The 19,181-nt window shown below is 65.0% G+C and carries 27 protein-coding genes; 15 read left to right on the forward strand and 12 right to left on the reverse strand.

Features of this window, described 5'->3' with window-relative positions; genetic code table 11:
• Nucleotides 1-215: 215 nt before the first annotated feature.
• From ACPXY0_RS14685 to ACPXY0_RS14695, 3 genes are all read right to left on the reverse strand, one after another.
• Complete coding sequence (locus ACPXY0_RS14685; RefSeq protein ID WP_423925791.1) at nt 216-416, reverse strand: CocE/NonD family hydrolase C-terminal non-catalytic domain-containing protein; 201 nt, start codon at nt 414-416, stop codon at nt 216-218.
• Between the two features lie 404 nt (nt 417-820).
• On the reverse strand, nt 821-1,582 hold the full coding sequence (locus tag ACPXY0_RS14690) for a hypothetical protein (RefSeq protein WP_423925793.1): 762 nt from the start codon (nt 1,580-1,582) through the stop codon (nt 821-823).
• On the reverse strand, nt 1,579-1,872 hold the full coding sequence (locus tag ACPXY0_RS14695; protein ID WP_423925795.1) for a PadR family transcriptional regulator: 294 nt from the start codon (nt 1,870-1,872) through the stop codon (nt 1,579-1,581). The genes ACPXY0_RS14690 and ACPXY0_RS14695 overlap by 4 nt, the downstream gene beginning before the upstream one ends.
• A gap of 185 nt (nt 1,873-2,057) precedes the next feature.
• Here ACPXY0_RS14695 and ACPXY0_RS14700 point away from each other — a divergent pair, with 185 nt between their 5' ends.
• From ACPXY0_RS14700 to ACPXY0_RS14725, 6 genes are all read left to right on the forward strand, one after another.
• The gene (locus tag ACPXY0_RS14700; RefSeq protein ID WP_423925797.1) at nt 2,058-2,666 is read left to right on the forward strand and encodes a hypothetical protein; all 609 of its coding nucleotides are present in this window, start codon (nt 2,058-2,060) and stop codon (nt 2,664-2,666) included.
• Nucleotides 2,667-2,751: 85 nt separating this feature from the next.
• The gene (locus tag ACPXY0_RS14705; RefSeq protein WP_423925799.1) at nt 2,752-3,831 is read left to right on the forward strand and encodes a helix-turn-helix domain-containing protein; all 1,080 of its coding nucleotides are present in this window, start codon (nt 2,752-2,754) and stop codon (nt 3,829-3,831) included.
• Between the two features lie 219 nt (nt 3,832-4,050).
• Complete coding sequence (locus ACPXY0_RS14710; protein WP_423925801.1) at nt 4,051-4,860, forward strand: TIGR04255 family protein; 810 nt, start codon at nt 4,051-4,053, stop codon at nt 4,858-4,860.
• A 660-nt stretch (nt 4,861-5,520) separates the two neighbouring features.
• Nucleotides 5,521-6,405 carry a hypothetical protein gene (locus ACPXY0_RS14715; protein ID WP_423925803.1) on the forward strand — a complete coding sequence of 295 codons (885 nt, stop codon included), beginning with the start codon at nt 5,521-5,523 and terminating at the stop codon, nt 6,403-6,405.
• A gap of 12 nt (nt 6,406-6,417) precedes the next feature.
• Nucleotides 6,418-7,020: a DUF6624 domain-containing protein gene (locus ACPXY0_RS14720; RefSeq protein ID WP_423925805.1), complete on the forward strand. Its 603-nt coding sequence runs from the start codon at nt 6,418-6,420 to the stop codon at nt 7,018-7,020.
• Between the two features lie 180 nt (nt 7,021-7,200).
• Nucleotides 7,201-7,563 carry a VOC family protein gene (locus ACPXY0_RS14725; protein ID WP_423925807.1) on the forward strand — a complete coding sequence of 121 codons (363 nt, stop codon included), beginning with the start codon at nt 7,201-7,203 and terminating at the stop codon, nt 7,561-7,563.
• A gap of 126 nt (nt 7,564-7,689) precedes the next feature.
• Here the strand turns inward: ACPXY0_RS14725 and erm are convergent, their stop codons facing one another.
• Together erm and ACPXY0_RS14735 are read right to left on the reverse strand one after the other, a co-directional pair.
• The gene (gene erm, locus ACPXY0_RS14730; protein WP_423930703.1) at nt 7,690-8,406 is read right to left on the reverse strand and encodes a 23S ribosomal RNA methyltransferase Erm; all 717 of its coding nucleotides are present in this window, start codon (nt 8,404-8,406) and stop codon (nt 7,690-7,692) included.
• Between the two features lie 195 nt (nt 8,407-8,601).
• Complete coding sequence (locus tag ACPXY0_RS14735; RefSeq protein ID WP_423925228.1) at nt 8,602-9,924, reverse strand: IS1182 family transposase; 1,323 nt, start codon at nt 9,922-9,924, stop codon at nt 8,602-8,604.
• Nucleotides 9,925-10,412: 488 nt separating this feature from the next.
• Between ACPXY0_RS14735 and ACPXY0_RS14740 the strand changes: the two genes are divergently transcribed.
• On the forward strand, nt 10,413-10,625 hold the full coding sequence (locus tag ACPXY0_RS14740; RefSeq protein WP_423925809.1) for a type II toxin-antitoxin system HicB family antitoxin: 213 nt from the start codon (nt 10,413-10,415) through the stop codon (nt 10,623-10,625).
• Nucleotides 10,626-10,896: 271 nt separating this feature from the next.
• Here the strand turns inward: ACPXY0_RS14740 and ACPXY0_RS14745 are convergent, their stop codons facing one another.
• Nucleotides 10,897-11,193 carry a FitA-like ribbon-helix-helix domain-containing protein gene (locus tag ACPXY0_RS14745; RefSeq protein WP_423925811.1) on the reverse strand — a complete coding sequence of 99 codons (297 nt, stop codon included), beginning with the start codon at nt 11,191-11,193 and terminating at the stop codon, nt 10,897-10,899.
• On the opposite strand from ACPXY0_RS14745, the gene ACPXY0_RS14750 reads away from it, so the two are divergent.
• The 5 genes from ACPXY0_RS14750 to ACPXY0_RS14770 all read left to right on the forward strand — a co-directional run bounded on the left by ACPXY0_RS14750 (nt 11,183) and on the right by ACPXY0_RS14770 (nt 14,278).
• Complete coding sequence (locus ACPXY0_RS14750; protein WP_423930705.1) at nt 11,183-11,515, forward strand: type II toxin-antitoxin system RelE/ParE family toxin; 333 nt, start codon at nt 11,183-11,185, stop codon at nt 11,513-11,515. The two genes, ACPXY0_RS14745 and ACPXY0_RS14750, sit on opposite strands and share 11 nt — an antisense overlap.
• Before the next feature lie 11 nt (nt 11,516-11,526).
• Nucleotides 11,527-11,817 carry a HigA family addiction module antitoxin gene (locus ACPXY0_RS14755; RefSeq protein ID WP_423925813.1) on the forward strand — a complete coding sequence of 97 codons (291 nt, stop codon included), beginning with the start codon at nt 11,527-11,529 and terminating at the stop codon, nt 11,815-11,817.
• Nucleotides 11,818-11,968: 151 nt separating this feature from the next.
• Nucleotides 11,969-12,550 (forward strand): hypothetical protein, encoded by a 582-nt coding sequence (locus ACPXY0_RS14760; protein ID WP_423925815.1) that lies wholly within the window; start codon nt 11,969-11,971, stop codon nt 12,548-12,550.
• Nucleotides 12,551-12,843: 293 nt separating this feature from the next.
• Complete coding sequence (locus ACPXY0_RS14765; protein WP_423925817.1) at nt 12,844-13,440, forward strand: ATP-binding cassette domain-containing protein; 597 nt, start codon at nt 12,844-12,846, stop codon at nt 13,438-13,440.
• A gap of 118 nt (nt 13,441-13,558) precedes the next feature.
• On the forward strand, nt 13,559-14,278 hold the full coding sequence (locus tag ACPXY0_RS14770) for a hypothetical protein (protein WP_423925819.1): 720 nt from the start codon (nt 13,559-13,561) through the stop codon (nt 14,276-14,278).
• Between the two features lie 87 nt (nt 14,279-14,365).
• On the opposite strand, the gene ACPXY0_RS14775 is transcribed toward ACPXY0_RS14770, so the two are convergent.
• Nucleotides 14,366-14,614, reverse strand: a complete 249-nt coding sequence (locus tag ACPXY0_RS14775) for a hypothetical protein (protein WP_423925821.1) — start codon at nt 14,612-14,614, stop codon at nt 14,366-14,368.
• A 115-nt stretch (nt 14,615-14,729) separates the two neighbouring features.
• On the reverse strand, nt 14,730-15,593 hold the full coding sequence (locus ACPXY0_RS14780) for a lysostaphin resistance A-like protein (RefSeq protein ID WP_423925823.1): 864 nt from the start codon (nt 15,591-15,593) through the stop codon (nt 14,730-14,732).
• A 128-nt stretch (nt 15,594-15,721) separates the two neighbouring features.
• Here ACPXY0_RS14780 and ACPXY0_RS14785 point away from each other — a divergent pair, with 128 nt between their 5' ends.
• Entirely contained in the window at nt 15,722-15,955 is a 234-nt protein-coding gene (locus ACPXY0_RS14785; protein WP_423925825.1) for a hypothetical protein, read from the forward strand.
• Entirely contained in the window at nt 15,952-16,374 is a 423-nt protein-coding gene (locus ACPXY0_RS14790; RefSeq protein ID WP_423925827.1) for a type II toxin-antitoxin system VapC family toxin, read from the forward strand. Before ACPXY0_RS14785 ends, ACPXY0_RS14790 begins: the two co-directional genes overlap by 4 nt.
• 34 nt (nt 16,375-16,408) lie before the next feature.
• Here ACPXY0_RS14790 and ACPXY0_RS14795 read toward each other — a convergent pair whose 3' ends face one another.
• Nucleotides 16,409-17,197, reverse strand: a complete 789-nt coding sequence (locus ACPXY0_RS14795) for an SDR family NAD(P)-dependent oxidoreductase (protein ID WP_423925829.1) — start codon at nt 17,195-17,197, stop codon at nt 16,409-16,411.
• Between the two features lie 8 nt (nt 17,198-17,205).
• Between ACPXY0_RS14795 and ACPXY0_RS14800 the strand changes: the two genes are divergently transcribed.
• A complete protein-coding gene (locus tag ACPXY0_RS14800) occupies nt 17,206-17,457 on the forward strand; it encodes a M20/M25/M40 family metallo-hydrolase (protein WP_423925831.1) in 252 nt (83 codons plus the stop codon).
• Here ACPXY0_RS14800 and ACPXY0_RS14805 read toward each other — a convergent pair.
• From ACPXY0_RS14805 to ACPXY0_RS14815, 3 genes are read right to left on the reverse strand one after another with little or no spacing between them, the layout of a single operon-like run.
• On the reverse strand, nt 17,454-18,422 hold the full coding sequence (locus ACPXY0_RS14805; RefSeq protein ID WP_423925833.1) for a DUF3667 domain-containing protein: 969 nt from the start codon (nt 18,420-18,422) through the stop codon (nt 17,454-17,456). The two genes, ACPXY0_RS14800 and ACPXY0_RS14805, sit on opposite strands and share 4 nt — an antisense overlap.
• A gap of 11 nt (nt 18,423-18,433) precedes the next feature.
• On the reverse strand, nt 18,434-18,856 hold the full coding sequence (locus tag ACPXY0_RS14810) for a type II toxin-antitoxin system VapC family toxin (RefSeq protein ID WP_423925835.1): 423 nt from the start codon (nt 18,854-18,856) through the stop codon (nt 18,434-18,436).
• A complete protein-coding gene (locus tag ACPXY0_RS14815; protein ID WP_423925837.1) occupies nt 18,853-19,119 on the reverse strand; it encodes a hypothetical protein in 267 nt (88 codons plus the stop codon). The genes ACPXY0_RS14810 and ACPXY0_RS14815 overlap by 4 nt, the downstream gene beginning before the upstream one ends.
• Between the last annotated feature and the right edge of the window lie 62 nt (nt 19,120-19,181).

The following is a 19,181-nucleotide window of genomic DNA, read 5'->3' on the forward strand; positions in this document are numbered from 1 at the left end:
TCGCCAGGCCGTTGATGGACCGGATGTCGGAGAGACACGACAGGCAGAGCGATGAGGCGCGGGCCCTCCGCTCGCTCCGCAAAACCCGAGTTAGAGCGGCCCCATGACGCGATCCTGAGGTGATGCTGGATACGGATGGATCGGGCCCGGGCCCATAGGCCGAAGAGCCCCATAAGGCTGGGCTCTTCGTGCATCCGGGAACCGCGGCAATGCGCCTATTGGGGAATCACCGGCAACTCGATATGAGAAGGGTAGCGCGAGTGGTGGTACACCGTCTGGTTCGCGACCATGATTCGAGCATCGACGCCCAGCGCACCACCGTTGTTCAGGTTCCGGTCGAAACGTGGGAAGTTGCTGCTGGAGACCTCGATCCGGATCCGATGGCCCTCGAGAAACGGATCGATGAAGAAGAACACACCGTCGCTCGCGAGACTTGAACGAAGTCGATCCCGTCCAACGCGGACAGACGGATCCCCGCGCATAGTCCGTCCGAAGCTGGTGCCGCCCCATGGTCTGGCCGCTGGTCCGAGCTAGACGAGGAAGCGTGGACGGCCAACCGCCGTGGCGATCACCCGCGAGTATGAGAGGAGGAGCCGGTCCTTGACGATTCTCGTCCTCGAGTGTCTCGCCCTCGCGGTGGAAACGCCTGAGCATCGAGCGCCCGCAGTTCACCATGGCGATCCGGTCGAAGAGACGCGATGGGATGGGCACGTCGCCGAGGGCCAGAGAAACCAGTGTTCCTTCGTCCGCAGGCGGCAACCAGCCGAACAAACCTTGATCTCGGCGAGGCCGGGTTTCAGGCGATTGCCGTACTCCTCCTCTATCCGCCCGCCTGGAAGATCCGCCACACCCGAAAAACAAGATGACCGCCCGACGCAGCAACGTGGGCTAACACCGCTGTCAAGAAGCTCCCGTATCCCCGCGCGCGCACCCACCGTGCCTTCCACCTGCGGTTCGAAGCCAAGGCCTCGAAATACTCAAACCGCAAGTCACTGATGAGCGGGTCGTAGATTTGCTCGTAAGATTTCTTGGAGAAAACGAACTCGGCGACGCCGCGCAGTGAGGAACCAACCGGCCGTTGGACTTTTCGGCGACTTGCCAACCGCACGAGCCGGTTCCTAACGGTTTGCCCGACTTTTCTTAGTCGCCGACCACGCAGATCGCGTCCCTGCGCTTTTTCTCTCGTCACTTCAACTTCAGTTACGTGAGTAGCCAGGCGGTTCCCAGCATGTCCAACGCGGAAGTCCAGAGCGTTTGCCTGCGCCATCCGGCGGATGACTCCATGAAGGGCCAGGCTTGAGTTGCCAAGGGCCTCCTGCGTTCTTCGGATTCTTTCCAGCGTGGGAGAGCAGTCGAGCGCCTTCTGCGCCCGGCGAATGCTCGCGGACAGCTGGGAGTTGTTCAGGGCCTCCTCCGCTCTTCGGATTCCTTCCAGCATGGGAGAGCAGTCGAGCGCCTTCTGCGCCCGACGAAGGCTCGCGAACAGCTGGGAGTTGTTTAGGGCCCCTATCTGACGAAGAAGCCCGGAGGTGTCCTGCATGTGGAGCAGATTGGCGCGCGGCAGGTCGTGGAAGCCGTTCATACCGTTCCCCAGGAGGGGGCGAGCGACCGCATCCGTTCCCAAAAGCTAAGGACGCGCTTGCCGTGACCGGTGGCCTGATAGACTCTCCGAGCGACTCCGCCCTCGGGTGCATCCTCCAGGTTGGACTCGACGTAGCCCTTTCCCGCCATCCGGCCCAGAGTCACATAAACAGTGCCGCGCTTCAATTCGTCGCTCGCACGGATCATCTCCAGGCCATACATGCTGCCCTGGTTCACAAGGAGGTGGAGGATGACCGCCTCCTTCTTCGACAACCTTGGAATCTCGTCCATGATGATGTCTTACATTATGTATGACTTGCCCGCAAGACCCCCAGCGAAACGAGTATCCGATCCTCGACCATCTACGGTAGGAGGATGGACTCGCCCCCCCGTTTGCCCCCCCGGCGTGGCGCCCAATAGGCTTCCCATCGAGACGACGCCTGCTCATCGCCACCTGAGCCGGACGTGATCGAACCATGACATCCCGCCCGTCTTCCGCCGCCCTCCTCCTGTGCAGCCTGTCGCTGACGGCCTGCGAGGTTCCACCGCCGGAACAGGCTGAGGTCGCACCTTCGGATACGCCGACCGACACCGTTGACGACGCCGCCGAACTGGAGCCTCTCCCGGCCGACTCCGCCATCATCCGGCTCGACGCGATCGACCCCGACCTCGAGGTGTGGCGCGACCGCGACATCTCCGAGGATCCTCCTCGCGAACCCGGACCGATCCAGATCGGATCCGTCCTGACATTCTTCGGGCTATCGATCGCGCGCACGGCCGAGGACCTCGTCGCGGGCGAGGTCGAAGTCGCCTTTCTGGGGACTCCGGTCGACATGGGAGTGGGGTTCCGCGGGGCGGGTCGATCGAGTTCGCCAACGTGGCGGGACTCGCGGATGTGTACGGCAAGGAGAACGTCGGCGTCATCCATTTCGACGCGCACTACGATGCGGGGGACGCCCGGCGGTAGCGACCGCGACGACCTCACGGCATCGACATGCCAGTTCGCGAGTGAGAATACCACAGCCCGGCCCGATCTCGACGACCAGATCGCTTCGTTTGACGGGAGCCCTGAGCGATCAGGCTAGCCGCAAGCGACCAACCTGTGGTTGACACTATGGGGACAATTTACGCATGTTGTCACCCATCGTTCACACGAAGGGAGGGGACGGCATGTTCGGACGACGGCTACGGCTCGCCCGTAAACGCGCCGGCCTTTCCATGCGGGCGCTGGCCGAGCGGATGGATCCGAAGATCACTGCGCAGGCAATCAGCAAGTACGAGGCGGGCAAGATGATGCCCTCTTCGGCCGTCCTGGGCGGTCTCGGGCAGGCCCTCGATGTCTCGCTGGACTTCCTCATGAGCTCCCAGATCGAGGTCCTCGACGGCCTTGAGTTTCGGAAGCACTCCAGCACCTCCGCCCGGGATCGCGCCAAGGCCGAAGCCGTGCTGATCGACAACCTCGAGCGATATCTGACCATCGAGGAGGTCCTCGGTATTCCACCTGCGAGCGACCGTTTTGAAGGCCATCGGTACGACAGCGTTGCCGATGTCGAAGAGATCGATGACAGGGCCGATGAACTCCGCAACGCGTGGGACCTCGGCCTGGATCCGGTGCCCAGCCTGTGCGCCCTCCTCGAGGAGAAGGGCATCAAGGTGATCGAAGACGATCTCCCCGAGCGCATCAACGGGCTGGCCTGCCGAGTCCTGCGAGAGGGCAAACCGGTCGCCGACGCCGTCCTCGTATCGAGTCGGACCAACGTCGAGCGGAAACGATCCACCCTGGCCCACGAACTCGCGCACCGGATTATCCGTTCCACCGACAACCCCGCCATCAAGCTGGAAGCGGCCATGAACCGCTTCGCGGGCGCCTTCCTTGTCCCGGGCCGGCATCTCATGGAGGAAGCCGGTGAAGGACGTCGCCGGACTACCTACTACGAGATCATCCGCCTCAAGCACATGTACGGCGTGTCAGCGGCGGCCATGCTGGTACGCCTCGGTCAAGTCGGCGTTCTGACCCCTGCCGCGGTCCAACGCGCATTTCGAACCTTCGCCCGCTCTTGGCGCAAGTCGGAACCAGAACCCATTGATGGCAACCAGGGGTTCGCGGCGTTCGAGAAGCCCCAGCGCTTCAAGGGCCTTGTCTGGCGCGCGGTCGGCGAAGAGCTGATCTCGCCGGTCCGGGCGGCCACCCTCCTCAATGAATCTCTCGACGCGGTCGAGCAGCAGATCACCGGTCCGATCCACCAGTGACGCGTGTCACTGTCAACGACGCCTCCTGCTTGATCGACCTCCGCAAGTTGGCTCGCCGTTCTACGAGCTGCCTGAACCGGCTCGCACCGGAACACAAGGCCATCTGGGCAACCCTCCGGGCCTATTTCACACTCTACTTCACAAATGGGACACCGTGCGGTATGATTCTCTAGCGAGCCACCGCATAGCCACGCCGTTCATCCACAAACGAGCCATCACGTGAATGCTGCCGACACGCCCTTGGCGGGGCCACCCCCGCCCGAGGTACCGCTGACTGACCCGCCGCTCGTGCGGGTCATCGCCCAAGTGCGCTTTCCGCTCATCGCGTCGTTGGAGAAGCGGGAGTTCATGGCATCGTTTCAGGAGGCCATTCGGGAGTTCTACCCCGTGCTGCGTCCAGAGGAGGGACGCAGCGTCGTCCTGGGCTCACAGGGAGTGGTGGACACACGCTCGAACACGCTATGGCGCTTCCACGAAGCGAGAGGGGCATGGCGTGTCACGTTGGCACCCGACTTCCTCGCGCTGGAGACCACGAAATACACGAGCCGCGAAGACTTCATGGAGCGCTTGAGCCTGGTCTTGGAAGCACTCAAGGAGCATGTCGATCCGCAGGTATTGGATCGCCTCGGCGTGCGCTACATCGATCGCGTGTCCGGGGAGAACCTGAGCGCTCTTCCCCATCTCGTTCGCCCGGAAGTGGCGGGCATTCTGGGATCCCCACTCGCCGCACGTGCTCAGCACGCCGTCTCGGAAAACGTGTTCATTCTGCCCGGGAACGCGGGTCAGATTACCGCCCGCTGGGGGCTGCTGGCGCCGCGAAGCACGATTGACCCTGGCGCGCTGGACGCTATCGACGAGCCCAGCTGGATCCTTGATACCGACGCCTTCCAGTCATTTCAGACAGGCAGCCGGCGGCTCGATGTCGACTCTGTGGTCGAGCAGGCGCGAGGCTTCGCCGAACGCATCTATAGCATCTTCCGCTGGGCGGTAACGAATGAGTTTCTGCGGCGGTACGGAGGTGACCCGTGAACCTTGAATCCCTGCTACGCGAGTCGCCCGTCAGTGACGGAACGACATCCTTTTCCGGTCGCGCTGGGGTCCGGGATCGCGCCTCGCTGTCGGTGATCATGGTAAGCGGCGCGTTGTCGATCGCCGGCACGTCGTCCGCAGAGCCCACGACAATCTGGGGGGAACCGTACTTACACGAATCCGATACGACCGCTGGCGGGCCAAGCCGCGACCCGGTGGCGACACAGATGGAGATCGAGACTGAGGCCACCCGTAAGGCCGTCTCTGAGCTGCGTCGAATCTCTGGCCTGACTTGGGAGCAGCTCGCCGGGCTGTTCGGGGTATCGCGTCGCAGCGTCCACTTCTGGGCCAGCGGGAAGCCGTTGAACGCCACCAACCACCAGCGGCTCATGCGTGTGCTGGATGTTGTCCGGGATGCCCACCGCGGCACAGCTCGCAGCACGCGTGCGGCTCTGCTCGATGCCCGTGCGGGTACGACCCCGTTCGAAATGTTGGCGGATCAGCAGTTTCGGGAAGCACGTGCAGCCCTTGGGCGAGGACGCACGCGCCTCGTCCCGGCGCTGACCCCGCTCAGTGAAGCGGCCCAGACGGCGCGTAAGCCCCTCCCGCCCGATGAGCTCTACGACGCAAAAAGCGACCGTGTACACCAGGAACCAGGGCGTGCACACGCCGCTCGAACCGCAAGGGGCCAGCGGCGTGGGCGCGGTTGACGGTGCCGGCGGTGAGCAGGTCGACCAGAGAATCGCGGCCTGGCGTCAGGGCGACTGCGTCGTCGGCGGCGACTGGTTTCTGTTTCGGACAAACACGAAAAACCCACTGACCGACGACGGCAAAGCGGCGGTCGCCGAAGAAGCTGAGAACGCCGAGACGTCCGTGCGCGGCTTCGCGGTCCTCACTCAGACCTGCGACCTCGTCCGAAGCTGCGTTGATCGCCCGTTCGCCGAGGTCAGCCCGCTGGTCGAGGTGAATGATCAGGTGCTCCGCGAGATCGAGCGCGGGCGAAGGCCAAACTACGGCTTTATCCCGGGAGTGGCCGACCGCCGCCTCGTGGCCGACCTCGATCGAGTGATGACGGTCGAGAAGGCGGTCGTGGCAGTTTGGCAGCGGATCGAGGGATGCCGGACGGACGAGGACGCGCGTCGTTTCTCCCTCGCACTGGCACGCAAGCGAGCGAGGACGGCGTTTCCCGACGACTTTGTCGCGTTCGCCAGACCGTTGATGGCGCGGATGTCGGAGAGACACGACAGGCAGAGCGATGAGGGGCGTGCCCTCCGCTCGCTCCGCGAAATCCGAGTCAGAGCGGCCCCATCGTGGGACGCCGACGCCGTGGAAGTGATGTTCTGGTTCATCCGGAATGACGACGAGCCAGCATTCGAAACCCAGGGCTGGGAGCACTGCCTGACAGCTCTGCCCCGGCCGCAGTCGACATCCGGGCGCTTCGTCCGTGTGGATGGCGTGGTCCTGACTCTGGATGACCTGACCGCCCGCGACTACGTCGAGAGCGACCCGCTCGATCTGGATCACCTTTCGACGCGGCGACGCTAGGCACAGATCGGCTTGAACGAGTCCCTCAGACGGGAGTTACTGGAGATGGCTCGGCTGGACGACAACACGCGAGCCGAACTGGCCGACACCGGCGAACTCTTCAAAGCAGGGTATGAACCTCGGATGGCCCGCGTCCATAAACGAAACGCTCGACGCCTTCGGCGCATCATCCAGTCGGTTGGCTGGCCGGGGACAGACCTCGTAGGTCCAGACGGCGCCAAAGCCGCCTGGCTCGTGTTGCAGCACGCGATTGCGGAGCCCGAACTGGTACGGCGAACACTGCCGCTCCTTGAGGCAGCCGTGCGTGCGGGGACCGCCGATCCTGCGCATGCAGCTTTTCTGGAGGACAGGATTCGGTTCTTCGAGGGACGACCCCAACGCTACGGAACCCAGCTCGATTGGGACGCTGACGGGAATCTCTCGCCGGGGGAAGTGGAAGAGCCGGAGCGGCTGGATGACCGCCGACTCGCCGCTGGCCTCCCTTCACTCAGCAAGCAGACTGAAGAAGCGCGCAATCGGGCGATGGCGGAGGGAGAGAGAGCGCCGGTCGATCACAAGGCCTATTTGAGTGCCCGCGATGAGTGGGCCAGGCGAGTCGGGTGGCGTACGCGATGAGCACGCAGTCGAACGGTTTATCGGGCGCTTCCACCGCACGCCCTTGGACGAATACCTCAGGGTGAAGAGACGGGATCACGAACTAGCTGCGCTTCGAACACGTCCGTCTGGCGGAGTCGGCTTCTCTCCGCGAAACTCCCGATGCGCAGATCGTGCAGTCCATCATCGAGAGGACGTAGCGTGCAGAACGTTCAGGGATTCGGCGGGTTCTTCTTTCGGGCAAAGGACCCGGAAGGACTTGCGAAATGGTATCAGGATCACCTCGGCATCAATCCTGCTCCGACGAACATGGAGATGGCGCCCTGGGTGACCGAGTCCGGGGTCACCGTTTTCTCACCCTTCGCTGCTGACACGGACTATTTCGCAGCGGACAAGACTTTCATGCTGAACTTCCGCGTGGCCGATTTGGATGCGATGATCACACAACTGAAGTCCGCGGATATCGAGGTCAGCCACGAAAGCGAGATGGAGGGCATCGGCCGCTTCGCCCGCATCCACGACCCCGAAGGAAACGCAATCGAGCTTTGGGAACCCGCGTCGTGAGATTCGGAGCCGACGCCCGAGTCAGCTGATGGCCCCGATCGCGAACACCGTGGCGTGGTTCGAGAAGTACCGGGTGACAGCGGCGGCGAGTTGAGCGACTAGTGCGCCGATGCGCGCCATCGGCGCTTACGATCGCGTCAGCCTCCAGAACCTGAACAATGCGAGCCACTGGTCGAAGGTGAGGCCGCAGGGTGGTCCGGAAGGATCGAACCTGAGATCTCGACTCAGCCGGTAGATTTGCGTTCGCGTGAATTCGGATCGCAGACACCGCCTGATCGAGCGGCCGTCGCGACCGAAGCAACTCTGGATGAAGCGCCGGTAGTCCACGGCTTGGAATCGGTCCACAAGCGGTCTGGTTCGACGGGCGAGCCAGAGCGCGACGGCGTCGACGCTGGGAGGGGGATCGAAGTCGGTACGGCCAAAGCGCCGCACGATCTCGATCTGCCACCACGGCTTGAGCAGCAGCGAGAACAGGGTCTCCCGGGAACAGGGACCGCCGGCAAACCGTTCGGCCGCTTCACGCTGGATCACGAGATAGGCGTCCTGCGGTGGAGAATCGGCCTGGACAAGCCGCCGGACGATGGCGGCAGTCCGATTGAACGGAATGTTCCCTAGGACCTTGTAGGGGACATCGGGCAGCCGAAAACGCAGGAAGTCGGACCTGACGATCGTGACACGGTTGTCACTCAGGAAGCGCGTGCGAAGCGCCTCGGACAGCGCTCCGTCGAACTCTACCGCGACGACCTCACGGCATCGACGTGCCAGTTCTCGAGTGAGAATGCCACGGCCCGGCCCGATCTCGACGACCAGATCGCTTCGTTTGACGGGAGCCTGAGCGATCAGGCTAGGAGCCTGCGCCGCAGGAGCGCGGCGGAAGCCATCGGATGCCGCCCGCGGGGTCTCGCGAGCCGAAGTGTCGGTCGTTTTCCGGACGGGAACGCGTTGTAGGCGGGGAGACGGCCCGGCGGGCGGCGTTCGGGCGGGGCCGCGGACCTCTTTTTGTGCCCCGGGGGACGCTTGACACGGATTTTCGGCCCCTCACGCTGCCTGAAGGACGTGGAGGCGCCTCATGTTGAGCGCCAGGCACACGAGGTCCCACTCGCCGCGCACCTTCTCCAAGCCCCGGAGGCTGAACCTCCGGAACCCCATCGCCTCCTTGACCCAGCCCATGGGCGCCTCCGCGATCCACTTGCGCTTGGCGTACACCGCCCGGCCCTCCGGAGCCGCCAGCTTCTTCGCCATGCGCGCCCTCGCCGGCTGCTTCTCCGGGTCGGGCTTGCCGGCCCCCTTGCCCTCCCGGCCCAGCGCTACGTAGCCGTCGATCCCCCGCGCCTCCAGAGCCGCCAGATCCTCCTCGTTACAGTAGCCCGCGTCGGCCAGCACCTGGCCGGGCGTCTCCCCGCACCGCCCGGACACCTCGTCCACCCGTTCCACCAACTGCCCCTGGTCGCTCGCGTTGTCCGTCACCGCCGTCCCCACCACCAGTTGGCTCTCCCCGTCCACCACCGCCTGCGCGTTGTAGCACTGCTGGTAGCCTTCCGTGCTCGTCCGCATGATCCGGCTCTCCGGATCCGTGAAGTTCGTCTGATCCTTCGCCTCCGGCTCCCCGTACGCATGCTTGTACGGCGGCCCCCCCTTCGGGTTGCGGTCCCACTCCGGCTTCCGGCCCCGCGCGTCGTCCCGCTCCCGGGCCTCCGCCTCCAGGCGAGCCTTCGCCGCCCGGATCGCCGCCAGACGGTCCTCCCGGCGCTTCAACTCCTCGGGCAACTCGTCGCCCCGAACGTCCTCCCCGTGGCGCTCGTCCTCCTCCGCGTCGATCGCCTCGGCCGCCGCCAGAAGATCCGCGATCTCCGCCTCCAGGCGGGCCTCTTCCGGCCCCATCCGCCCATAGCTCATCGCCTTCCGCTTGCTCGCGTTCGCGCGAACCTTCGTCCCGTCCACCGCCACCCGGCCCAGCCCCGCCAGCCCCAGTTCCCGCGCCAGGCGCACCACCTCCGCGAACAACGCCCCGAACGCCTTCAGGTTCTTCTTCCGGAACTCGCACAACGTCCGGTGCGCCGGAAAGTTCCCCGCCGCCAGCATCCTGAGCGCCACGTCCTCCTCCAGACGCCGCGCCAGCTTCCGGGACGAGAACACCCCCGTCGCGTACCCGTACACCAACACCTTCACCATCATCCGAGGATCGTACGGGCTCCGCCGCCGCCCATCCCCTTCGTACCGCGCGTAGAACGGCGACAGGTCCGCCGCGTCCACCAGATCGCTCACATGATGCGCCAAGTGCCCCGCCGGTACCCACTCCCGAAGATCCTGCGGCAGCAGCAGCTGCTGGTCCGGATCGTACGGCCGGAACCTCGTCCTCATCCTCTCCGGATCGTACGGTAGGGACATCGTCCCCATCGCCACCTCCCCGCGCCGAACGTGAACCGGTCACAGCCCGGCATCACCATAACCATCCGGCACGCGCCGCACCATCGGCTTCTACGGCGCAGGCTCCTAGCCGCAAGCGACCTGCTCCGAAGGAAGTGCTGTGAGAGGTCCGCACGCCTGGGTGTCCGATGCCTGGACACGACGAACCATCACGAACGTAGACATGGAATCTCCTGCGCTGCACGAGCAAGATCGAAAGCCTTCGCATACGACGCTAGGCATCGGGCGTCTCACCCGCAACCGACTCCGGCGCGACTGATCAGCGTCCTCGCAGCCGAGTGGCGCGGCGAGGGCTCCCCGCTTACTGATTGGACCGAAACTCATCCGTAGATGACGCCACCTGAAAGAACCGACATGAACAGCTATCGACCGCGGGCCTCGGGCGCATTGATCCTCAAATACAAGCTGGGAGCAGACGACTGATGCACAAGTACGAGATCATTCTCTACTGGAGCAACGAAGATCAGGTTTTCATCGCCGAGGCGCCTGAGTTGCCCGGGTGCATGGCGCACGGAGACGATCAGGAGACCGCGTTGGGTAACATCAAGGATGCGATGCAGTTCTGGATCGACAGGGCACAGGAGTTGGGACGACCCGTGCCGAAGCCCAAGGGCGAGCGCCTAATGTTGGCTTAACCGGCCAGGCACCCCCGCCACTGCCAGCTCCAACCACTCACGCCCGTCAAAGGCTCGCCCGACGACCTCGCCGCGAGCTATCCCGAGCTGCTGCAGGCCAGACGCAACCTCCGATGCCTCCTCGTCCCACGCACGATAGCTGAGTTCACCATCGAGCGTGATGTGCGCCGGCTCCTCACCCTGCTATGTCGCCTGTGGGAGTAGGATCTGCGAAAGAGTCGGCCCTCGCCGGCTCACGCGGAAACCGTCAGCGATGCTTGCCGGCCCCGACTCAATCTGGCACCGAGCCTTTGAGCCGCCGATGGGTCGGCCCGCATGACGGCGCTCGGCAGCGATCTCCGCGTAGGCTCGGGCCGCGGGGGGGAATTTCGAGTTCGACGCCGCCGAGAGACGCGAAGCACTGGCGGGCGAACGTCGCGAGATTCCGAGGACCGGTGCGACGGCCAGTCACGGCGTCGCGCAGGATGATACGCACTTCCTCCTCCATCGAACGGTGATGCGCCGCCGCGCGTACGCGAAGGCGCGTCCTTACGTCGTCGTCGAGATTGCGGATCGTGATGCTCGCCATCGGCCGTGCCTCTTCATGGTGCGGAACGTGCGGCGAAACTACGCGGACGACCTCGACGCGGCCCCCGGAGCGCCGTTCGAAGCGGCGACCGAGATTGGTGGCGAAACCCGATTGCCGAGGGACATATTGTCATCCGACCGGTCTCGCTCGCCTGGACGTGGCGGCCAAGCCCGAGGACATGAACCTGCCGGGTCTTCGGCTTCACCCGCTGAAAGGCGACCGCGCGGGGTATTGGGCCGTGAAGGTTTCCGCCAACTGGCGCGTGGTCTTCCGCCTCGACGGGCGCGATGTCAGGGACGTGGACTTGACCGACTACCATTAGGAGCCCGCGACGTGCCGATGAAGAACCCGCCGCATCCGGGCCTGTCCGTGCGCCATGATTGTCTGGAGCCCTTGGGGCTCACCGTGACGGAGGCGGCGCGGAGGCTGGGTGTCAGTCGAAAGCCGCTTTCCGAACTCGTCAACGGCCGTTCGGGCATCTCTCCTGACATGGCGATCCGCCTGGACAAAGCGTTTGGAGGCGGGGCTGCGACCTGGTATCGCCTTCAGTCGGCCTACGACCTTGCGCAGGCCATGAAGAATGCCGGCCGGATCGACGTGGAGCGGATACCGACTCCCGTTTGATGCTCGATTCGGACCTACAGCAACAGAACCATGGGTCCCGGCGACCAGGGTTCCGGTAGATCGCGGCCAGCTCCGACAACCTGCTTCTCCCGAAGCGTACGGACGACTTTCTGCGTAGGCACGGAGAAAGGGCACGGTCACCGGAGGACATGTGAGCAGGCTGAAGGTCGAGTATCCCGGTGCCGAGGCCGCGGCCGGACCGGGGGAGGCGAACCGGCGCGACGGGACGCAACCGCGGCGTTTGCTCGGCAGAGTCGTGCGGTGGGGTGTGACCGCTGTCCTGCTTGCGGTGTTTCCTTTCATCCTCCTCGTCCGTGGAGGCGTCTTCGCCTACCAGCAATGGGGGCTCGAGGCATGGCCCTCGCTGGCCGTCTCGGCGGCCGCCACCGTGCTACTCCTGGCGTTCTACGCGTGGGCGGCAAGCCGGCGCCTGGGGGCAGGCAAGCGGCTCAGGAAGTTCACGATTCGGGTCGCGGCTCTTGCCGCCGCCGCGTTCGTGCTCTACTCGCTGCCGATGCTGCTCGCACGCCCCAGTTCTACGCTCGCGCGGGGCTCCCATCCAACGAGTCTTCACTACACCTCCGCCAGGACGACGGATTCGTCCATGCGCTGGATCTTCGCACCATCAACCGACCCGAATGGCGGAACCTGTTGGCCGAACTGGCGTTCCGGGCGATGGGCTTCCACACGCTCCGCCACGTGGGCACGGCCGACCATCTGCATGTGTCCCTGAGGTTGGCGCGCCAGAATACCCGCTCAGTCGTGCGGGTACCCCTCGTAGTCCCGCGCCAACTCGAGATCCGGCATCGAGGGGGTACTGGCCTGGTCACGCCGGGGCACATGATGGCATTTCAGCATATCGCTGAAAACGCCCTAAAGAGTGAAATAGATCAAATGAGGAGGACATGACCGTCGAAAGCGGACCGGCTGAACTGAGACTTCGCACGCTGGATGTCGGGTATCGCCGGGGGCAACAGGTGCTGGGTGGACTCTCCCTCGACATCGTGCCCGGCGAGGTACTCGCTGGTGGTGGGACCCAACGGCTCGGGCAAGACGACCCTCTTCCGCACGCTTCTGGGGGTGCTGACGCCGATTGACGGCGAGGCCACGGTGTCCGGCGCCGACCCGGCGGACTACCGGCGCCGGCACGGTACCGGCTACCTGGCGGAAGACACGGTGCTCCCGCCGGGATGGACATGCGACGGTCTGCTCGCGCTGGCGGCGGCCGCGGCCGGTCCCGAGGCCGATATCGAGCGCGCGTGTCGTCTGGCCGGGCTGGACTTCGACACCCACGGTCTCGCCGACTCGCTATCCAAAGGGATGCGGCGCCGACTGGCACTCGCCATGGCTCTGATGCGACCGACCGGGGTGCTCTTCCTGGACGAGCCCGAATCGGGACTGGATCCCGGGCAACGCATCCGTCTCCGCGGGCGGATCGAGGAGATTCGCGGCCAAACCACGATCCTGGTCGCCAGCCACGACCTCGGCGAACTGGCGATGATGAGCGACCGCGTTCTCCTGATCGACCAGGGGCGCGGGCGCGTCGTGCAGCAACCGGAAGGCGGATTTACCCGCGAGTTCCTGGAGACGGAATTCCTCGGGCTGGAAGGGGCGGTGTCATGAACATCGTCAAGGCCTCTCTCCGGAACGCGGTGCGCCGCAAGTGGAAGTTTGCGCTGGTGGTGTTCCTGTTCGGCGCCGGGCTGGCCGTCCTCACGCACGCCTACGAATGGCGGAGACCATGGAACTCTTGCAAGCCGTGGGGGAGGCGATGGAAAGCGAAGGCGCCCAGCCGTCCGGCGAGCAGATCGAAACCATGGCGCGCGGCTCGGCAATGCTCCTCCTCTTCGGCCTGTTGAACCTCGCCTTCGGCTTCGGCACGGTCCTCTTCGCCTTCCTGATGCCGGGCGGGATGGTCGCGCACGAGCGACGCAACGGTGCGATCATGCTGTGGGCGCAACATCCGATGCCGCTGCGCTCCTTCTATCCGCAGCGATACTTCGGCATACAAGTCGCAACTTTCGTCGCGCTCGCGATCTTCCGTCTGACAGGCGCTGTCGCTGCCCTACCGTCCGGGGCGGCGCCGGCCACGGAACTGGGAGGGGTCGTGAGCGTCTGCCTTACAGGTGTGCTTGCATGCGCGATCAGCTTCGCCATCACCGCACTCGGCATCCGCCGAGCCGCGCTCATCGCACTGCTGTACTATTTGCTCTCGGGGGTCGTGGGATCGCTGCTCGAAAACCCCGTTTTAGGGACCTTGACAGCGGCAGAGTCGGCCCGGGCTGTACTGCCGTGCGTCCTCTTTCCCGATGGAGTCATAGACGATCTCGTCGCAGGTTTCGGGTCTGGTGTGGCCTGGGACTGGGGAGCGACGGGATTGGCCTTCTATCACTTCGTCCTGTGGACCGGTATCGCGTGGCTCGGGCTCCGCAGGATCGAGAGGCGGCCGCTGAAGCTGTGACGCAGGGAGATCCCTGCCGACCGCGTCAGTTGTCCTCCGCGAGATTCCTGTTGCTTGTGGCCGTGGACCGGACGCGACGGTAGTTCGTCAGTCGCCCTGTGTCTCCCGCATTCGCCGTCGGGCATTCGCCACGATCACGACGCCGAGCGCCAGTCCGCCACCGAGCAACGCGAGCGCCGGCGTGTCGGCGCCTTGCTCGCCCAGCGCAGCATTGAGCCCACCGCCGCAGAGCATGCCGACAAGAGCCGCGAGCAGAGCCCTCACGACGACGTGCCGGCCAAGACGGAATCTTCTTTCGGAGGTTTCGTTATGCCTGATGTTGAGCCTCCCGGCCATCTCCCGGCAGGGGCCGGAACTCCGGCTCCAACCGCTTGATCCTGATGCGACCGCGGCGGAACCGGGAGAGATCCATCCATGACGGACCTCTGGCGCGACCGTGCGCGCCCTCGCGCTATGCAGCGAACGGATAGGTGAACAGGATCAGGTGCGACAAGTTGAAAAGGAAGTGCACCAGGATGCCGGCTTCCACCCGTCCCGTGACGTAATAGGCTGCGCCGTAGCCGATGCCGGCGAGCGTGGACAGCAGGACATACGTGGTCCCACCTGCGATGTGCACGACGCCGAACGCGACAGCGCAGACGAGGAGAGCCACGAGCGCCGGTGCCGGCACCCTCCCGCGCAGGAAGCTCTCCGATTGCCGCTGCAGGATCCCGCGGAAGATCGTCTCCTCGGAAATGCACGTCAGAAGCAGGTTGGCCGGCACCCACACACCGAGGATCGCCGGCCATTTCGGATCCCAGGCCAGGTATCCAACCGCCGTCGCCGTCCCGAGCACAACGACCAGCGTCGGAATGACGATTTCCCCGGTAGCGACGATCGCGCGATTCCAGTCCGTGTTTCCCTGCGGCTGGACACACAGCGAATAAAGCAGGATGCCCGCGAATCCCTTGTCGTAGTTCCAGTACAGCGTGAAGTCGGCCGAGGAGGCTGACACGAACTCGCGGTCCAGGACAAGAACATTGTGGATCCACGGTACCTGGTTGGTGGCCAGGGCTGCGGTGAGGATCACCACGACGCCCCACGCCAGGGTCCGGTGGGCCCTGGGGAACTCGGACCGCACGGCGGCCAGGCAGGCCCCCGCGAAGAGCGTGAGGACGGCGAGCCCCGCCCATTCCACGATGCCGACGACTACCGCGGCGGCGAGGGAGACCGCCGTGAAGGTCAGCCCAACGAAACGGCGACTCGTCAACATCGAGACTCCGAATGCCACCCAGAGGAGCAGGTACGGGAGGGCGTACATGAAGTCGATCGCCATGTTTAACCCGGATTCACGTGGTCAAGAAGACGGTCAGACTACCACTACGAGGTCATCCGGTGGCTTGCCAAGGGCGTGGTAGTGTGTAACTCTTACACACATCACCGGGACACCTTTGGGAAGGCGAGATGGCTCGACGGGTCAACATCATGATGGACGAGGACTCGTGGCGTGTGATCCGGAAGCTGCCGCGCGGCACTCGCAGCCGTGCCGTCAACGCCGCGATCCGGGAGTGGTCGCGCACTTCCGGAAGGCGGGACGCCTCCGCCCGGATGGATGCGCTGCGCGCACGGTTACCCGCAGTCGAGACTGACCGGATCGTCCGATGGATACGGGAGGAGCGGGAGCGACGGCTGCCGTGATCGTAACGCCCGACGCGTCGGTTCTTCTCAAGTGGGTTCTTCCGGGCGACGACGAGCAGGACACGGACGCGGCGCTCGCATTGCGTGACGAAGCAGTCGCCGGGACCCTCGATCTGGTCGTTCCTCAGCTCTGGATCTACGAGGTGGGCAACACGCTGGCGAGACGGTTTCCCGATGATGCCGGGGAACTTCTGGCATCGCTGGCCGATTTCGGTCTGACCGAGGCGCGGCTGGACTCCAGCTGGAGAACCCGCGCTGTGTCTCTTTCCGTGACGTACGGAGTCGCATTCTACGACGCGGCGTACCATGCCGTGGCGCTTGGCCTCGGGGGTGTGTTCGTCACGGCGGACGAACGATACGTGCGTCGCGCCTCGAGAGCGGGAGGCATTTCGTCTTTGAGACTCTGGCGAATCCCGTAGCTCGAGGCCTGCCGAGAGCCAGGGGCGATCGAGGTCAGCCCGCCGGCGGCGTGAACCTCCCGTCGATGGCGGTCCAGCCGCCGTCGGCGAACAGGACCGTCCCGGTCACGTAGCTGGCGGCGTCCGAGGCGAGGAAGACCGTAGGTCCGGCCATCTCCCTGGCGCTGCCCCAACGGTTGAGGATGTTGCGCGCGGCATAGGCGCCGTACCAGTCCGGGTTGTCCTTGATCGGGGCCGTGAGCGGCGTGTCGATCACGCCCGGCGCGACCGCGTTGACCCGCACCCCGTGGGGTCCCAGTTCGGCCGCGGCGACGCGCACCATCTGCACGATCCCCGCCTTGGTGGCGGCGTACATGCTCTGGCCCGGCTCGACCACCACCGACCGGATCGAACTGAAGAGGATGATGGACCCCGATCCCTGCGCGCTCATGATCCGTCCCGCGGCCTGGATGACGTGCGCGCCGCCCTTGAGGTTGAGGCCCAGAACGCGGTCGATCTCCTCGTCGGTGTAATCGAGGAGGGGCTTGCGCACGTTCACTCCGGGGGTGCAGGCCACGATGTCGAGGGATCCGCGAGCGGTCGTGATCTCCTCGAATGCGCGGGTGACGGCAGCTCCGTCCAGGATGTCCAGGCGGGCAGAGGTGGCCTTGCCCCCCACCGCGCGGATGGTCGCCGCGGTGTGGGCGGCGGCGTCCGTGTCGATGTCGAGGCAGGACACGTGCGCACCCGCCTCCGCACACCCGATCGCGACGGCTTCGCCGATGCCGGAGCCGCCTCCGACGACCGCGGCAGAGCGTCCCTCGAGGCTGAACATCGTGGTCATGGGGGTCTTTGGCAGGGGTTCGTGCCGCGCTGTCCCGTGCGGTGGAAACGGTCATCGGCCATCCCCCGGAACTCGTGGCGAGCCCCGGCACCTACGACCAGAAGCACTTCGCCCGGATCGCCGGCATCGAGCACTGCCTGGCCTACGGCCCCGGCCCCCTCGAGGAGGCCCACCAGCCGGACGAGTCCTGCGCGGTGGACGACCTTGTGGCGAGCACGCAGGCGCTGGCGCTGGCGGCCCTCGAACTGGTGTCGTGCTAGCCGGTCACGAACACGGAGATCACGAACGCGGGGATCCCCACCAGCGAGTAGATCATGACCACGCCGACCGACTTGGCCAGCGTCAATATCCAGCCGTTCTCGTAGTAGCGTCGGAGGGCAATCACGAAATAGGGGTACGGAATCAGCAGGCAACCCACCCGGAGCCATCCCGCCGGTCCCGAATCCGGGAGCAGAAGCGCGGCCGCATAGACGCAGAAGGTGAAGGTCTGAATGTGGATGGCGAAGACCAGATGTTCTACGTAGAAGCGCTTCTTCCGAAAATGGAAGGCCGCGAGCACCAGCCCGAGGAACGGAAGCAGGCAGAACATCGCGATCGGCATGTTCGCGAGGAGGCGCCGGGGCACGACCGAGGGATCGTGCAAGATGTCGATCCCCGTCAGCACGATGAGTCTCTCAATCCAGCTTCGCTCCTCCAAGTCCCCTGCCGAGGCTGCGAAGAGAACGGTCTGCCTCCCGAAATCGTCTTCCGAGCGACCGAGAATGTCGTCGACCTTCCTCCGTTGGTCCGGCGGTAGTGCCGCCCTGAAGGCCGCGAGGCCCTCTTCCGTCGGGGGCCGGGGTAACACGACTTCCCGGTCCTCCTCGGTCACGCCCATCACGACCATTTCGCCGAAGTCCCTAACCAGCGACAGCAGGAGGAAGAACGCGAAGCTCGCGAAGATGTAGAGCCTCACCGGCGACACGAAGCTGACCCGGCGATTGCGCGAGAACTCTCTGGTGAGGCTTCCGGGCCTGAAGAGGAGAAGCTTCAGCGTTCGAAAGAGCCTGGAATCCAGCTCGAACATCTCGCGCAGAAACTCGACAACCACGGAGCCGAGCGAACGGGCGTAGTACCGGTCGCTCTGCCCGCATTGAGGACAGAAGCTCTCCGGCCGCTCGCGTCCGCAGTTCGGGCAGGTGCGCGCCCCGGCGGGCGCTGTACCGTCGTGGCTGGACTCCGACATCGTTTTCTCTCCTACGCGTTCCGTTCGATCCAATCGGTGGGAGTGAAAGCCCCGGCCCGATTGATCAGCTCGCCATCCCACGACACGACCTCGGCACCCAGCCAATCGGCGAGGGCGGCGTAGAGAGCGTCCCCGGAGCGCAAAAAGCCTCGAGTACCGACCTCGAGGGCCTGTTGGAGCATCGCCCGGTTCAATGAGTACACGGTGACCAGCGGAGAGCCCAGCATTTGATCAGCCAGGCTCCGGCCGCGCTCGGCGTCGCGCAGCCTCCCGGCGAGCGCGCAGACAATCTCCAACTTCGCCAGCTCCGGGAGAGAAATCGGGAGCTCTCGTTCCACTACCAGAGAGAGAAAGGCTCGGCTTGACTCGGACAATCCATCGGTTGCGTCTGCCGCCGAGACCCACACGCTGGCGTCAATGACCAGCGTCGTCACTCGGCTCCCAACCGGTCCCGGTCGGCGGCCAGCTCTTCCCTCGCCGAACGGCCCCCGGGCGCACGCCTGAGCGCTTCGTCGGCCGCATCGAGCCAGGAGCGCAGCCATGCTTTGGGGGCCTCACGGGTTTCCGCACCTTCGTCCTCGCTCAGCCAGCGCCGATAGAGTTGCGTCGTGACTTCGCGAATGGTAAGGCCCCGCAGAGCTGCCTCCGACTTGATCTGCCGGTACAGGTCATCCGGGATATCGATGGTCGCTTTCATGGTGCCATGGTAGCTGTATTACCGTATACCCGTCAATGTGTGCATCGCGACGGGCTGCATCC

Source organism: Candidatus Palauibacter sp. (assembly GCF_965237495.1).
Taxonomy (GTDB): domain Bacteria; phylum Gemmatimonadota; class Gemmatimonadetes; order Palauibacterales; family Palauibacteraceae; genus Palauibacter.